Source organism: Serratia marcescens (genome assembly GCF_001902635.1).
In the GTDB taxonomy this organism is placed as follows: domain Bacteria; phylum Pseudomonadota; class Gammaproteobacteria; order Enterobacterales; family Enterobacteriaceae; genus Serratia; species Serratia marcescens_F.
The window spans coordinates 130,168-145,326 of the sequence record NZ_MJAO01000001.1 but is presented as its reverse complement, the minus strand read 5'-3'; the positions used below and the strand labels follow the sequence as shown (position 1 = coordinate 145,326).

The window sequence follows — 15,159 nt, the reverse complement described above, 5'->3', positions numbered from 1 at the left end:
TTACTATGTCGTTAATCAGCATGTCCGGCGCCTGGCTCTCTTTCAGCGATGCGCCGCTTTTAGACAACACCGAAATTCATATCGAAGACAACGAGCGCGTGTGTTTGGTCGGGCGCAACGGCGCCGGCAAGTCCACGCTGCTGAAGATCCTCGGCAAGGAGATCCCGCTGGACGACGGCCGGGTGATCTACGAACAGGATCTGATCGTGGCGCGCCTGCAACAGGATCCGCCGCGCAATATCGGCGGCAGCGTGTTCGATTTCGTGGCGGAAGGCGTCGCGGAGCAGGCGGAACACCTGAAGGCATATCACGCGATCTCTCATCTGGTGGAAAGCGACCCAAGCGAGAAAAACCTGGCGCGCATGGCACAAATCATGGAGATCCTCGATCACCAGGGGCTGTGGCAGCTCGACAGCCGCATTAGCGAAGTGCTGCTGCAGCTGGGGCTGAACGGCGACGCTGAGCTTTCCTCGCTGTCCGGCGGCTGGCTACGTAAAGCGGCACTGGGCCGCGCGCTGGTAAGCTCGCCGCGCGTGCTGCTGCTCGACGAACCGACCAACCACCTGGATATCGAAACCATCGACTGGCTGGAAGGCTTCCTGAAAGAGTTCGACGGCAGCATCATATTCATCTCGCACGACCGTTCGTTCATCCGCAACATGGCGACGCGCATTGTCGATCTGGATCGCGGCAAGCTGGTTTCCTGGCCGGGCAACTACGATCTGTATCTGCAGAGTAAAGAAGAAGCGCTGCGGGTGGAAGAACTGCAAAACGCCGAGTTCGACCGCAAGCTGGCACAGGAAGAGGTCTGGATCCGTCAGGGCATCAAGGCGCGCCGCACCCGCAACGAAGGCCGCGTGCGCGCGCTGAAGGCGCTGCGCGTCGAGCGCTCCCAACGCCGTGAAGTGATGGGCACCGCCAAGATGCAGGTGGAAGAGGCGACCCGCTCCGGCAAAATCGTGTTCGAGCTGGAAGACGTCAATTATCAGGTCGGTGAGAAAGTGCTGGTGCGCGGCTTCTCCGCTCAGGTGCAGCGCGGCGACAAAATTGCGCTGGTGGGGCCGAACGGCTGTGGCAAAACCACGCTGCTGAAACTGATGCTCGGTCAGCTGAAAGCCGACAGCGGCCGCGTGCACTGCGGCACCAAGCTGGAAGTGGCCTATTTCGACCAGCACCGCGCCGATCTCGATCCGGAACGCACGGTGATGGATAACCTGGCGGAAGGCAAACAGGAAGTGATGGTCAACGGCCGCGCTCGCCACGTATTGGGCTACCTGCAGGACTTCCTGTTCCATCCTAAGCGCGCGATGACGCCGGTGAAGGCACTGTCGGGCGGTGAGCGTAACCGTCTGCTGTTGGCTAAGCTGTTTCTGAAGCCGAGCAATCTGTTGATCCTCGATGAACCAACCAACGATCTCGACGTCGAAACGCTGGAACTGCTGGAAGAGCTGATCGACGGCTATCAGGGCACCGTGCTGCTGGTCAGCCACGATCGTCAGTTCGTCGACAACTCGGTGACCGAGTGCTGGATCTTCGAAGGCAACGGCGTGATCAATGCCTTCGTCGGCGGTTACTACGATGCGCATCATCAGCGCGCCACGGCGAAACCGATTCGTCAGGCGGCGCCGAGCGCGAGCAAGCCGGCGGCGGAGAAAAAGGCCGAGCAGCCGAAGAAAGCGGCGGCCAAGCTGAGTTACAACCTGCTGCGCGAACTGGAACAGTTGCCACAGCGGCTCGAACAGCTGGAGGCGGAGATTGAAGGGCTGCAGGCGCAGATGAACGACGCCGACTTCTTCACGCGGCCGCACAGCGAAACGCAGGAAGTGCTGACGGCGCTGGCTAATGCCGAGCAGGCGCTGGAGCAAGCCTTCGCCCGCTGGGAAGAGCTGGAAGCGATGAAAAACGGCTGACCGTTGCGATACCGCCCGCGCGCTGCTGCGGGCGGTATCGATGTGCCGGTGAGCAACGTTATTGAGGAGGAATATGGTGTGTTCCCACGACAATCATCAGCAGCATAGTCATTCCGCACCTGCGGCGGCGCAACAGGATAACCTGATGCTGTGCCCCCAGTGCGACATGCTGGTGGCGCTGCCGCCGCTGGCCTATGGCAGCAAAGCAGTATGCCCGCGCTGCAAAACCACGCTCAGCGCCCGCTGGGACGAACCGCGCAAGCGGCCGATCGGTTACGCCCTCAGCGCGTTGTTCATGCTGGTGCTGGCCAACATTTTCCCGTTTATCAACATGCGCGTCGCCGGCCTCGGCAACGAAATCCGGCTGATTCAGATCCCCCAGGTGATGGTGGCGGAAGACTATGCCAGCATGGCCACGCTATTTATGGTGTTCGTGCAGCTGATCCCGGCGTTCTGCATGGTGGCGATCATCCTGCTGTGCGCCAAAGTGCGCTTGCCGCTGGGGCTCAAAGAGTGGATGGCCCGGGTGCTGTTTCAGTTCAAGACCTGGTGCATGGTGGAAATTTTCCTCGCCGGGGTGCTGGTCAGCTTTGTCAAGCTGATGGCCTACGGCGATATTGGCATCGGCAGCAGCTTCGTGCCTTATTGCCTGTTCTGCCTGCTGCAGGTGCGCGCCTTCCAGTGCGTGGATCGGCGCTGGCTGTGGCAGGACATTGAACCGGCGCCGCGCCTCGATCGGCCGCTGACGGTGGGGCGCACCGGCATGCCGCAGGGCGTGCGCTCCTGCGCCTGCTGCACGGCGATCCTGCCGGCCAATCAGGTGCGCTGCCCGCGCTGCCACACCAACGGCTATGTGCGTCGCCGCCACAGCCTGCAGTGGACGCTGTCGCTGCTGGTGACGTCTATCATGCTGTACATTCCGGCCAACCTGATGCCGATCATGGTGACCGAGGCGTTGGGCAATAAGATGAACTCCACCATCATGGCAGGGGTGATCCTGCTGTGGGGGGACGGCTCTTATCCGGTAGCGATGGTAATTTTCATCGCCAGCATCATGGTGCCGTCGCTGAAGATGCTGGCGATCGGCTGGCTGTGTTGGGATGCCAACGGCAGGAAGAAGCCGCGCGCCGACAGCGAGCGCATGCATCTGATTTATGAAGTGGTCGAATTCGTTGGCCGTTGGTCGATGATCGACGTGTTTGTGATCGCCGTGTTGTCGGCGCTGGTGCGAATGGGGCAGTTGATGAGCATTTATCCCGCGACGGGCGCCGTGCTGTTCGCGCTGGTGGTGATCCTTACCATGTTCGCCGCCATGACATTTGATCCCCGGCTGACCTGGGATCGCGCAAGTGAAACAATCAACAAGGAGCCGCAAGGTGACGGAAAATAATCATAGCGTCGCGGACGTTGAGAAGATCAAACGCTGGTCGCCGGTGTGGATCATTCCCATTGTGACCGCGCTGATCGGCGCCTGGATCCTGTTTTACCACTTCAGCCATCAGGGGCCGGTGGTGACGCTGGTGACCACGACGGCAGAGGGGCTGGAAGCGGGTAAAACCAAAATCAAAAGCCGCAGCGTGGACGTCGGCGTGGTGGAAACCGTCACGTTGAGCGATGACCTGAGCAAGGTGATGGTGCAGGCGCGCCTCAACGCCGGCATGGAGAAGTTATTGCGTCAGGACTCCGCCTTCTGGGTGGTGAAACCGCAGATCGGCCGTGAAGGCGTCTCCGGGCTGGGCACGTTGCTGTCCGGCGCCTATATCGAACTGCAGCCGGGCAGCAAGGGCAAAGACGGCAAGGATAATTATCAGCTGCTCGATGCGCCGCCGCTGGCCTCCCCGGACGCCAAAGGGCTGCGCATCGTGCTGGACAGCGAGAAATCGGGCCAGCTCAACGCCGGTGACCCGGTATTGTTCCGCGGCTATCGTGTCGGTTCGGTGGAGACCAGCTACTTCGATCCGAAAGAACGCGCGATGCGCTATCAGTTGTTCATTTCCGCCCCTTACGACCAACTGGTCACCAGCAACGTGCGTTTCTGGAAGGACAGCGGCGTCGCGTTCGATATGTCGGCGCAGGGCATGCGTGTAGAGATGGGGTCGCTGACCACCCTGTTCAGCGGCGGCGTCAGTTTTGACGTGCCGGAAGGGTGGGATCGCGGCGAACAGGCGAAAGAGAAGGCGGAGTACCAGCTGTTCGATAACCAGCGTAGCACGCAAGATTCGCTGTATACCGTGCATAAGGACTACCTGTTGTTCTTCTCCGACTCGGTGCGCGGCCTGCAGCCGGGGGCGCCGGTCGAGTTCCGCGGCATCCGTCTGGGTACGGTGGCACAGGTGCCGTTCTCTAAAGAGGGCATGGCGCAGCGTCTGGACAGCGATTACCGCATTCCGGTGCTGATCCGCATCGAACCGGATCGCTTCCAGAAACAGCTGGGCGGCAACTTCGATATCGAAGGGCACCTGAAAGACGCGGAGTCTCGCGGCATGCGCGCGTCGATGAAGTCCGCTAACCTGCTGACCGGTTCGCTGTACATCGATCTCGACTTCTATCCGCAGGAGAAACCGTGGAAAGGGCCGCGTGAGCTGTTCGGTTATCCGTTGATGCCAACCACCAGCGGCGGTCTGGCGCAGATCCAGCAGAAACTGATGCAGACGCTGGATAAGATCAATGCGATGCCGCTCAATCCGATGATCAACGAAGCGACCAAAACGCTGGCGGAAAGCCAGAAAACCATGAAGTCGACGCAGCAGACCATGAAGTCGCTGAACGACATCATCGCCAGCAAAGAGATGCAGGCGCTGCCGCAGGACCTGCAGAAAACGCTGCTGGAACTGAACCGCAGCATGAAAGGATTCCAGCCTGGTTCGCCGGCTTACAACAAGATGGTGGGCGATATGCAGCGCCTCGACCAGGTGTTGCGTGAGCTGCAACCGGTGCTGCGCACCCTGAATGAGAAGAGCAACGCGCTGGTGTTTGAAGCCGCCGGCAGCAATGACCCTCAGCCGAAGAAGGCCACTAAATGATGAAATGGATCCCGGTAGCCCTGGCGCTGTTGCTCAGCGCCTGTAGCAGTACGCCACAGAAGACCTACTACCAGTTGCCGGCGTTGGGTGCGCCGGCCGCAGTCAGCAGCAGCGGCGCCCCCGCGCGCCAGCTGTGGCTGGAGCACGTGAGCGTGGCGGATTATCTGGCGCAGAGCGGCGTGGTGTATCAAACCAACGATGTGCAATATGTGATCGCCCAGAACAATCTGTGGGCCAGCCCGCTCGACCAGCAGCTGCAGCAAACGCTGGTCACCAACCTGAGCAGCGCGCTGCCGGGCTGGGTGGTCTCTTCGCAGCCGATGAGCAGCGATCAGGATGTGTTGAACGTCACCATCAGCGGTTTCCACGGCCGTTTCGATGGCAAGGCGATCATTCGCGGCGAGTGGGTGCTGAGCCGCCAGGGGCGCTTGATCAAGCGGCCTTTCAGCCTGGAGCTGAAGCAGGGTGAAGATGGCTATGACGCCCTGGTGCGCACGTTGGCGCAAGGCTGGCAGCAGGAAGCTCAGGCTATCGCCGCACAGATGGGCGGCGTTTAGTCATAATTTGGTCTAAAATCGTCTAATCCCTGTCGGCGTGAAAAAACGCTTTTTCTCACCGGCAGGGATTTTCATTGAGTTTCAATCAGTTAAATCCTTTCTCGGCAGATCAGCCACTTAGCAATTTCCACGGGCGTAGCTCACAAATATGACATTGGCGTGAATTTTGCGCATTGATCTTCTCTTCTTTTAGCGCTATTGATTACTCGTGGCTGCGCAAAAAGCAGCCATTGTTTTCTTTCCACCAGACCAAAATGAGGGAAACGAGGCATGAAGAGACAGAAACGCGATCGTCTGGAAAGGGCGCATTCGAGAGGGTATCAGGCAGGTATTTTAGGGCGTTCCAGGGAACATTGTCCCTACCAATCATCAGTGGACGCCCGGTCTCAATGGCTGGGAGGTTGGCGAGAAGCCATGGAAGACAGGGCTGTGACCGCTTAAGCGGCTCCCTGTCAAATAAAAGGAATAACCTCCGCCTTTGGCGGAGGTTTTAGTTTCAGGGAGTTATGCATCCCGCCAGCGTTTCAGCAAAATGCTCGCATTCACGCCGCCAAAGCCGAAGCCGTTTGATAAGGCGTAGGTCATGTTCATCGATTCAGCCTGTTTCGCTACCAAATGCAATCCTTGCGCTGCCGGATCGGGGTTATCCAGATTCAGCGTCGCGGGTGCAATCTGATCGCGCAGCGCCAACGCGGTAAAGATGGTTTCCAGCCCGCCTGCGGCACCCAGGAGGTGTCCGGTTGCCGATTTTGTTGAGGTCACGGCGACAGTCCCTGCCGTACCAAACAGGTGCTTGATCGCGTTGATTTCGCCCAAATCGCCTACGGGCGTGGAGGTCGCGTGTGCGTTCAAATGTTGCACGTTATCTGGGGTGACGTTTGCTTGTTTCAGCGCGATTTTCATCGCCCGATAGGCACCGTTGCCGTCTTCTGCGCCGGATGTCATGTGGTAGGCGTCTGCGCTGGTGCCATAACCTACGATTTCCGCCAGCGGGGTGGCGCCGCGTGCCAGCGCATGCTCCAGGGTTTCAATCACCAACATGCCGGCGCCTTCGCCCATGACGAACCCGTCCCGGGCCGTGTCGAAAGGCCGGGAGGCCTGTCGCGCCGACTCGGCCGGTGCGGTGGACATGGCGCGCGCGGCAGCGAATCCCCCCAGGCTGACGGTGTCTATAGCGGCTTCGGTGCCGCCGCACAGGGCGATATCGGCCTCGTCATTGCGGATCAGCCGCACCGCATCACCAATGGCTTGCACACCGGCAGCGCAGGCGGTAACCGGTGCGCCAATCGGGCCTTTGAAGTGGTGTTTGATCGAAACGTGACCGGCAGCCAGATTGACCAGGAAAGAGGGGATGGTGAATGGCGACAGACGTTTGGCGCCGCGGCTATCCGTGGTGCGCACCGCCTGGGCGATCGCCGGAAAACCGCCAATGCCTGAGGCGATGACGGTGGCGGTGCGCTCTTGTTTTTCCTCCGTATCGGCTATCCAGCCAGCCTGACGAATGGCTTCATCCGCCGCTGCCATGGCAAACAGAATGAAGCGATCCATTTTCTTTTGGTCCTTGGGGGCGACGGAGGCGTCGGCAGTGAAGCCCGCTTCGGCATCTTGCGCCAGTTCAGGCACCTGGCCCCCGACCTTGACCGGCAAATCTGCGACGATCGCATCAGACAGCGGGCGAATGCCAGATTCTCCGCGTAATAAACGTTGCCAGATTGTTTCTACTCCGCACCCTAACGGCGAAACGGCGCCCATGCCGGTAATAACGATACGACGATTGCTCATGATGACTCCTTGGTCAATTCGGGAAAATCTGCGAGACGCCGACACCGCATCAGCTCGGCGCGCTGACGTATGCCGTCACCGGCCGCCGGTCCGGGCGCCAGCGTGATGAACTGCTGTGGCACCGGCTGTTGGGTATCGCGATTGATTAACTGAACCTGAATCGGTTGATCTGTGCGGCCGTCGACCAACAATGCGCTGACGGCGCCGTCGGTCAGGTGGTGATTGCCCCATTGTGAAAGGGCCGCCAGCACAGGGAAAAAATCGTTGCCGCGCTCGGTGAGCAAGTAGTGGTAGCGCACCGGTCGAGTTTGATAGCGTTGCTTATACAGAATGCCGTGGGCCACCAGATCCTTCAGGCGGCGGGCCAGCAGTGTGGGCGACATCCCCAGACTTTGCTGGAATTCGTCGAATTTGGACAGCCCCTGAAAGGCATCGCGCAGGATCAGGATGCTCCACCACTCGCCGACACGGTCCAATGAACGCGCGACTGGGCAAGGTGCATCGCTAAAGCGGGTTTTTTGCATGTCACTCTCACTGGATACAGTAATTGTAGTTACTCTCTAATCCAGATTAGATGATTTTGAGGAGCAAGAGAATCACTGGGAGCAAAAAAACCGCTTTTGTATTGATGCCGGGTGTTGAGAGAACCTTCGTTCAGCCGGTTTGTTGCTTTGGCCGCTTCGGGTAAGCATAGGGCAGAGACAAGAGGGAAAACGCGTTTCGGTAACGGGCGATAATGTAGGGTATGCCCAAAGCCAACCCCAGTGTGATGAGATACTTTATATCGCCCAACAGCGCATTATCCTGATCGACTTTAATCATCTTCGAAGAGAACTGAATAATAAGATAGTGCGTCAGATAAAAGACGATAGAGTTTTGCCCAATGAAGTTGATGGCCCGATTATTGATATATTTTGTCATGTAAATCAGTGCCACAATTGACAGCAGGGTAAGGGGGATCATCAAAATATTATCATGATGCTTAAAATACACGGTAAGCATCAATATGCCCCAGGCGCTGAAGGCAAGGAATACGATCAGCCGATTCTCCAATGAGCCGATAATATTGAAATTCTTACGTGACATAAAGTCACCGAGATAGAAGAAAAGGAAGTAGTAGGCCGCATAGCGCAAATGGTAAGGATTATAACCGCTATAGAGATCTTCCTCTCTGAGCGGCAGCAAATAGTATGCGGCGATACACAGTGCCAGAACGACAATTACGTTCACCTTGCGCAGCGGGATGACCAGCAGGAAGAACGCCATCAGGGTCCAGAGGAACCAGGTGATGTCGCCGCCGCCGGTCAGCTGCGTGTAGATCACGCTCAGCGGGCTGGCGGGGTTGTTGACCATGCCGGAGAAGATGATCCGCAATGCGCCATAAATAGCGACCCAGATCAAAAAGGGATAAAGAATGTTCTTCAACTTGCCGGTCAGGTACGCTTTCTTTCCTTTCTGCAGGCTGTGGTTGACGAATATGCCTGAAAGGAAAAACATGATCTCCATGCGCATGGGAATAACATTGGTATTAATAAAGTCGGAGACAGTGCCAATATGGCTGGCACCACCCGCGAGGGAGTAGGCGTTATGTAGCATTACGACCAGCAGAATACTCAAGCCGCGCAGGGTGTCCATCCATAACAGACGATTGTTATTCTCCATTTTTTCCTTATCCCATCAGTAAAATAAAGCACAGTGAATGTTGGTGAAATTTATAATTCATTGGCTAATTATTTTTCAATCATAGACGCAGGGGATCTCACGGTAGAATAAGACATTTCCGTAATTATCGATTTGTGAAGCCCGGTCACGCGTTTCGGGCGCCCAAAAGGCCCAGAGGGAAAGAGGGGGAAAGCAGGAGAAAGAAAATAAGAAATGCCGCCACGCTGAGCGTGACGGCATGCAACGAACCTTGGAATAGAGAAGGCGTTGGTCGCCTTCTCGTCAGCGCGATCAGAACGCTGCGGTGTCCTTGAACAGGCCCACTTTCAGGTCGGTGGCGGTATAGATCACTTCGCCGTCAACCAGCACTTCACCATCGGCGACACCCATGATCAGCTTACGGGTAATGACGCGCTTGAAGTTGATACGATAGGTGACTTTCTTCGCGGTCGGCAGCACCTGGCCGGTGAATTTGACTTCACCAACACCCAGCGCGCGGCCTTTGCCTTCGCCACCCAACCAACCGAGGTAGAAACCGACCAGCTGCCACATTGCATCCAGGCCCAGGCAACCAGGCATAACGGGATCGCCGATAAAGTGGCAACCGAAGAACCATAGGTCCGGATTAATATCCAGCTCCGCTTCCACATAACCTTTGTTGTGAGTGCCGCCGTCTTCGGTCATCTTGACCACGCGGTCCATCATCAACATGTTACCTGCCGGCAACGGTGGGCCACCGGCGCCGAACAGCTCGCCACGGCCGGATGCTTCGAGGTCTTCTTTCGTATAGGAATCGCGTTTATCTACCATGTTCTCAGTAAGCCTTATTTTAATGAAGGACGCAGGTTAGCTAACACGTGTACGCTGAACAAGTCCGATCAGCCGTGGTTGAACCAGTTGAGCCAGCGCAGCGGCCACGGATGGCGGCGTTCCTGCAGGTTCACCTGCGCAATCCGTTCCTGAATGGCCGCCAACAGATTCGGCTGTTGTTCGTCAGAGTAGAGGCAACCTGTGAGTAAAGGCAAGGCTTCCGCCGCGCTCTCTACCGCCCACAGGTGGAATTGCCCCTCGCGCACTGCATCGACGACATCCTGGCGCAGGCACAGGTGGCGCACGTTAGTGATGGGCAATACGACGCCCTGTTTGCCGGTCAGGCCGCGGCGCAGACAAACTTCGAAGAAACCCTCGACCTTTTCGTTAACGCCGCCTATCGGCTGTACATTGCCGAATTGGTCGACAGAGCCGGTGACGGCGACTTGCTGCGTGATCGGCTGCTGCGAGAGGGCGCTGACCAATGCGCACAACTCAGCCAGTGAGGCGCTGTCGCCGTCCACTTCACCGTAGGATTGTTCGAAGACGATCGAAGCGGAGAACGGCAGCTGCTGATCCAGATCCAGTTCGGCAATCAGGAACGCCTGCATGATCATCATACCTTTGGCGTGCAGGTTGCCACCCAGTTCGGCTTTGCGCTCAACATCGGTGAATTCACCGTCGCCGAGATGCACGACGCAGCTGATGCGCGAGGGCTCGCCGAAACTGCGAGGGTGGCCAGGATAATCCAGCACGGACAACCCGTTGATCTGCCCGACCACTTCACCTTCGGTTTCAATCAGGATCTGACCCAGTTCGATCTCATCCTGCATACGTTCGGCCAGATAGCTTTCTCGCCATTCGCGGGCATTCAGCGCCGCTTCGAACGCTTTGGCCGTAATACGATCCTCTTCGGCATACAATGCCGCCTCGGCCAACTGCTGGCCAAGCCAAACCGGTGAGAGCGGCAGAATACCCTGATCGCCGCTGTGGCGCACCGCCTGGACGATCAGCGGCTGCCAGGCGTCGGCTGCCAACATAGGCAACTGCTGGTCGGCGATCACGCCGTTGACGTAGCCGCACCACTGCGCCATATCGTCGGTTTCGGTCAGCTGCAGGTCGTCTTCGTATTCGCCGTAGATCGCTTGTTCACTCAGTTCCGGCTCGATATCGTGGAAATCGGCCAGACCGTGACGGTCACCCACCACGATCAGCCGCAGATCCAGCGGCATCGGCGGAATGACCACCGGCAGTGGACGGGTCTCGTCTGGCGAAACCCAATGGAATTGGCGCTGGCCGATCATCTGCTTTAGCCGTAACCACAATAGCGGTTGAGCCAGCAATGCGCGGGCCGACAGAATCAAAACGCCGCCGTTGGCCTGGTGTACCAGACCCGGTTGCAGGGTGATCTCGCCGTTGTGGATCCGCACGCAACCGAACAGCTGCTCCGGTTCAACCCATTCCTGGAACAGGCAAGCACCGCCGGCGGCGAAAGGCTCGTCGCCACGGCTGGCGGGGGCAACACTCACCTTGCCATCCTGAATGGCGTAGTGGCTACCGCCGCATGCCGTGTTTTTCGGCAATAGCGGCGTGACGGCGTTAGCGATCAGTTCCAGGTATTCGCGCGTTTCTTGCGCTTTCAACAGCATGAAACGCGGTGGTGATTGAGGGTGGCAAAATAGCGTCAGGGCATTTTCCAACCGGGGCTGAATGGCGGAAAAGGGCACGGGTGCCAACTGAGCGGCGGTATCAAATATCGCCTGATAAGGCGTTACGTCCGGCAATAAAGATTGCCATTCAAGTCGGTTATTGGTCAAAGTGTTAGATGCAATCGTTAAAAAGGGAAAGGGCGATTATACAAGAATAACGGCAGCTTGATACATGCGGAGTGCCAGTTGGTATCAGGGAGTTTGACATCGCGCGATGACTGTGCAAAAAACAGTCTAAAAGACGGCTTAATTGCCGGGGAAATTCGGCGCAAAGCTGTTATGCTTATTGAAGTTACGCGGTCACTGAAGAGCTCAAGATGAAATATCAGCAACTGGAAAATCTGGAGAGCGGTTGGAAATGGAAGTACCTGGTAAAGAAACACCGGGAAGGGGAACTCATTACCCGCTACATTGAAAACAGCGCTGCTCAGGAAGCGGTTAACGAGCTGCTGAAGCTGGAAAATGAGCCGGTAAAGGTACTTGCATGGATTGCCGCCCACATGAATCCGGAACTGGATAACCGGATGAAGCAAACGATCCGCGCCCGCCGCAAGCGTCATTTTAACGCAGAACACCAACATACGCGTAAAAAATCTATCGATTTGGAGTTTTTGGTTTGGCAACGTTTGGCGGCTCTGGCGCGCCGCCGCGGCGTCACGCTGTCGGAAACCGTCGTGCAGCTTATCGAAGATGCTGAACGCAAAGAGAAGTATGCGAATCAGATGTCGTCGTTGAAAGAAGATTTGAAGGCGATTCTCGGCAAAGAGCCCAAGTAAGCGAGGGCGGTGCGGCTTCGTTACATGCTTTGATAACAGCAGGACAAAAAAAACCCCGCAGCGCGGGGTTTTTTGTTAGGCGAGTAAACTTAGCCCTGAGGCTGAGTTACAACGTCTTTGATACCTTTAACTTCGATCTCTACGCGACGATCTGGAGCCAGGCAGTCGATCTGAGCTTTGGTAGCGCGGCCAGCTTTGTAGCCACAGGTGTTGCCAGTAACTGGATCAGCTTTGCCCATGCCACGTGCAGAGATTTTGTCTGACGGGATGCCTTTGGAGACCAGGTAGTCAACAACGCTCTGTGCGCGTTTTTCAGACAGTTTCTGGTTGTACTGAGCGGAACCAACGGCGTCGGTGTAACCCAGAACAACTACGGAACCGTCTTTAGGATCCATGGAGCTCAGCTGGGTGTACAGCTGATCCAGAGCCTGCTGACCTTGTGGCTTCAGAGTTGCTTTGTTGAAGTTGAACAGCACGTCAGACTTCAGAGTGAAACGCTTGGTTTCAACAACTGGAGCTGGAGCTGGAGCTGGAGCAACAACTGGAGCTGCTACGTCATCCTGACCGAAACGGTAAGAAACGCCCAGGCTCAGCATGGTGTTGTCTGGACGCGCACCAACGGTACCTGCATCACCGATGTTGCTTACGAATTGGTAGTCCAGGCGAGTTGCCCAGTTTTTGGTCAGTGCGTATTCAACACCAACAGCAGCCAGCGGAGAAACGCCGGTGTCGTGGTTGCTCAGACGGCCAGCGCTACCATTGTTGTAGTTAGCTTTGGAGTCTGCACGCCATACCATACCACCCAGACGAGTGTAGATGTCCAGATCGTCAGTGATTGGGTAGCTCAGTTTAGCTGCCAGTTGAACGCCCTGCGCTTTGAAAGCACCGTTGTTCACGCTGCCTTTGTAAGGCATACGGCCAAGCCAGTCATAGCCCAGCTCGAAGCCCAGGTATTGGTTTGCCTGGTAGCCCAGGAACGCGCCAGCACCCAGTTGATCTTTGTGGGTTGGGCCGTTGCCGATACCGTTCTGGTAACCGTTGCCGTAGAAGCCAACATCATGGTACTGGGACCAGCCCAGTTTAGCACCGGTGTACCAGGTGTTATCTTTTGGTGCGGCTTGCGCTACGGTAGCGAAACCTGCCAGTGCCACTGCTAATGCGATAGCTGTCTTTTTCATTTTGCGCCTCGTTATCATCCAAATAGGCAATGAGCTTTAAAGCTGTTTTAAGCCCTTGGTTAAATTCCTTCGCCAAGGTTTAAGCCCTCGTTTGTTACTCGCCAGTTTTTCTGACGTTATAGAGCAACCTTGGCGATGTAAAGTCTACAACGTGGCGCGAAAGTTACAAGTGTGATGTGATAAAGCTCTAAAAAAAAACGTGGAATCGTACATATTTGCTAACATTCTTAGCCTAAAAAATCAGCTGCCCGGCGGGCGAATTCTCTCGCCAAACCGCAGCCGGACTCGCTTTCTGCCTGACTCTACAAAGGTTCCCTTTACGGGCTACGAAAATGGTGGGAAAAATCCGAAATTTACTTAATGATACAAAGAAGAATGAATTTTTAGGGTGGAACAGTGTCCGTGAGTCGGGCCAATGTCACGTTGAGGACGCATGATAAACCCGTAGGCACAGCCCAATTCTGCAGCACGTCTTAATTTTAGACGATCTTCCTCGGTTAGCTCGGGGATCCAGCCGAGAACCACACTGTAATTCCCCGTTTGTAGGGCTTTTTCCATCGCTTCGACCGTATTCACCGGGCTGATCTGGCTCAGTTGCACCATTTTATCCACCGGCAGACCGGATTGTTGCAGCCACTGTTTGCTTAACTTTTGCTGCGGCGTCAGCCACAGCAGCCAACGAGACTGCTTGCCCAATTGCTGTAACAAGGGTAGCAGCAGTTGGGCGACTGCGGGCTGACGCTCGTTGTAAACAAGTTCACTGATCAGGCCATTCTCTTTGTCGACATCCGTGTTCTTCGCAGTGTTGTTCGCTGTAAAGGCGCCATGGCTAAAATGAGGTTGGTAGAGTGATTGAGTACGCATAAAGTTCCCGCCCGTCGTGTTACTGTATGTTTATACAGTATCTGCGATTTAGGATAAGATCAACCCAAATTTTCGTAGCGACTCGCATAATTGCGATCATTTTTTGTACCGGCGTTTTTTGTGATTGGCATGCAGTAAGATAGTGCGTATTTTTCTAATTAGTTGTTCACGTTACTTTTTTAATTGATGAGAGAAATAATACGACCGAAATCTAAAACGGAGGAACGCTATGAAAAGGACGTCGAAGAGAAGAATCGCACAGGCTAAAAATTGCTTTGCGGCATTGGGGGCCATCACCACGCGATCGCAGTTCGGCGGTTATGGTTTGCTGGCCGAGGGCGTAATGTTCGCCGTGATAGCGGAAGGCGAGCTGTACTTGCGGGCAACGGCGAGCATGGAGCCGGTCTTTCGCGCCCGGGGAATGGTCAATATGGTCTACTCAAAACGCGGTGTCCCCATCACCCTGCGTTATTACTGGGTTGACGAGTCGCTGTGGCGGGAGCGCAACGAACTGATCGGGCTGGCCTGGCAGGCCATCAGGGAAACGCGCCGAGAGCAGCGGCTCAAAGCCGGCGATCACGGCAGGTTGAAGGCGCTGCCGAATATCGACGTCAATATGGAGCGCTTGCTGTGGCGCGCGGGTATTCGCAACGCCTATGATCTGCGGTTGCACGGCGCTAAACGCAGCTATCTCCGCTTGCTGAAACAGCAGACCAATCTGGGGCTGCGGGTGCTGTTGTCGTTGGGGGGAGCGCTAGCCGGTTATCACCAGGCGGCGTTGCCGGCCGAGTTGCGCAATGAACTGGTGCGCTGGTTTGATCACACGATGGCGATGCGCCGCCATGGGCATGAACCGGTTATTCAGGGCCCATAGGTCGGGCCCTGAAT

Annotated in this window: 14 protein-coding genes; 7 read left to right on the top strand and 7 right to left on the bottom strand. The window is 56.4% G+C overall.

Annotation, left to right across the window (positions count from 1 at the left end; translation table 11 throughout):
* Nucleotides 1–5: 5 nt before the first annotated feature.
* The 5 genes from BHU62_RS00755 to rmf all read left to right on the top strand — a co-directional run bounded on the left by BHU62_RS00755 (nt 6) and on the right by rmf (nt 5,931).
* A complete protein-coding gene (locus tag BHU62_RS00755; RefSeq protein ID WP_073528687.1) occupies nt 6–1,910 on the top strand; it encodes an ABC transporter ATP-binding protein in 1,905 nt (634 codons plus the stop codon).
* Nucleotides 1,911–1,983: 73 nt separating this feature from the next.
* Nucleotides 1,984–3,300: a membrane integrity-associated transporter subunit PqiA gene (gene pqiA / locus BHU62_RS00750; protein WP_073528686.1), complete on the top strand. Its 1,317-nt coding sequence runs from the start codon at nt 1,984–1,986 to the stop codon at nt 3,298–3,300.
* Nucleotides 3,287–4,933 carry an intermembrane transport protein PqiB gene (gene pqiB / locus BHU62_RS00745; protein ID WP_073528685.1) on the top strand — a complete coding sequence of 549 codons (1,647 nt, stop codon included), beginning with the start codon at nt 3,287–3,289 and terminating at the stop codon, nt 4,931–4,933. The genes pqiA and pqiB overlap by 14 nt, the downstream gene beginning before the upstream one ends.
* Entirely contained in the window at nt 4,930–5,490 is a 561-nt protein-coding gene (gene pqiC / locus BHU62_RS00740) for a membrane integrity-associated transporter subunit PqiC (protein WP_073528684.1), read from the top strand. Before pqiB ends, pqiC begins: the two co-directional genes overlap by 4 nt.
* A 270-nt stretch (nt 5,491–5,760) precedes the next feature.
* Nucleotides 5,761–5,931 carry a ribosome modulation factor gene (gene rmf / locus BHU62_RS00730; RefSeq protein WP_004928150.1) on the top strand — a complete coding sequence of 57 codons (171 nt, stop codon included), beginning with the start codon at nt 5,761–5,763 and terminating at the stop codon, nt 5,929–5,931.
* A 63-nt stretch (nt 5,932–5,994) separates the two neighbouring features.
* Here the strand turns inward: rmf and fabF are convergent, their stop codons facing one another.
* The 5 genes from fabF to BHU62_RS00705 form a co-directional block, all read right to left on the bottom strand.
* Nucleotides 5,995–7,272, bottom strand: a complete 1,278-nt coding sequence (gene fabF, locus BHU62_RS00725) for a beta-ketoacyl-ACP synthase II (RefSeq protein WP_073528683.1) — start codon at nt 7,270–7,272, stop codon at nt 5,995–5,997.
* Nucleotides 7,269–7,796: a winged helix-turn-helix transcriptional regulator gene (locus BHU62_RS00720; protein WP_073528682.1), complete on the bottom strand. Its 528-nt coding sequence runs from the start codon at nt 7,794–7,796 to the stop codon at nt 7,269–7,271. Before BHU62_RS00720 ends, fabF begins: the two co-directional genes overlap by 4 nt.
* 130 nt (nt 7,797–7,926) lie before the next feature.
* On the bottom strand, nt 7,927–8,934 hold the full coding sequence (locus BHU62_RS00715; RefSeq protein ID WP_073528681.1) for an acyltransferase family protein: 1,008 nt from the start codon (nt 8,932–8,934) through the stop codon (nt 7,927–7,929).
* 291 nt (nt 8,935–9,225) lie between these two features.
* On the bottom strand, nt 9,226–9,744 hold the full coding sequence (fabA, locus tag BHU62_RS00710; protein WP_019454507.1) for a bifunctional 3-hydroxydecanoyl-ACP dehydratase/trans-2-decenoyl-ACP isomerase: 519 nt from the start codon (nt 9,742–9,744) through the stop codon (nt 9,226–9,228).
* Between the two features lie 68 nt (nt 9,745–9,812).
* Nucleotides 9,813–11,561: an AAA family ATPase gene (locus tag BHU62_RS00705; RefSeq protein ID WP_073528680.1), complete on the bottom strand. Its 1,749-nt coding sequence runs from the start codon at nt 11,559–11,561 to the stop codon at nt 9,813–9,815.
* 209 nt (nt 11,562–11,770) lie between these two features.
* Here BHU62_RS00705 and matP point away from each other — a divergent pair, with 209 nt between their 5' ends.
* A complete protein-coding gene (matP, locus tag BHU62_RS00700; protein ID WP_019454505.1) occupies nt 11,771–12,229 on the top strand; it encodes a macrodomain Ter protein MatP in 459 nt (152 codons plus the stop codon).
* A gap of 89 nt (nt 12,230–12,318) precedes the next feature.
* Here matP and ompA read toward each other — a convergent pair whose 3' ends face one another.
* Both ompA and sulA read right to left on the bottom strand, forming a co-directional pair.
* Complete coding sequence (gene ompA, locus BHU62_RS00695) at nt 12,319–13,407, bottom strand: porin OmpA (protein WP_073528894.1); 1,089 nt, start codon at nt 13,405–13,407, stop codon at nt 12,319–12,321.
* A gap of 357 nt (nt 13,408–13,764) precedes the next feature.
* Nucleotides 13,765–14,271, bottom strand: coding sequence for an SOS-induced cell division inhibitor SulA (sulA, locus tag BHU62_RS00690; RefSeq protein ID WP_073528679.1), 507 nt, complete (start codon nt 14,269–14,271; stop codon nt 13,765–13,767).
* 229 nt (nt 14,272–14,500) lie between these two features.
* On the opposite strand from sulA, the gene BHU62_RS00685 reads away from it, so the two are divergent.
* Nucleotides 14,501–15,145, top strand: a complete 645-nt coding sequence (locus BHU62_RS00685) for a TfoX/Sxy family DNA transformation protein (RefSeq protein ID WP_073528678.1) — start codon at nt 14,501–14,503, stop codon at nt 15,143–15,145.
* Nucleotides 15,146–15,159 lie beyond the last annotated feature (14 nt).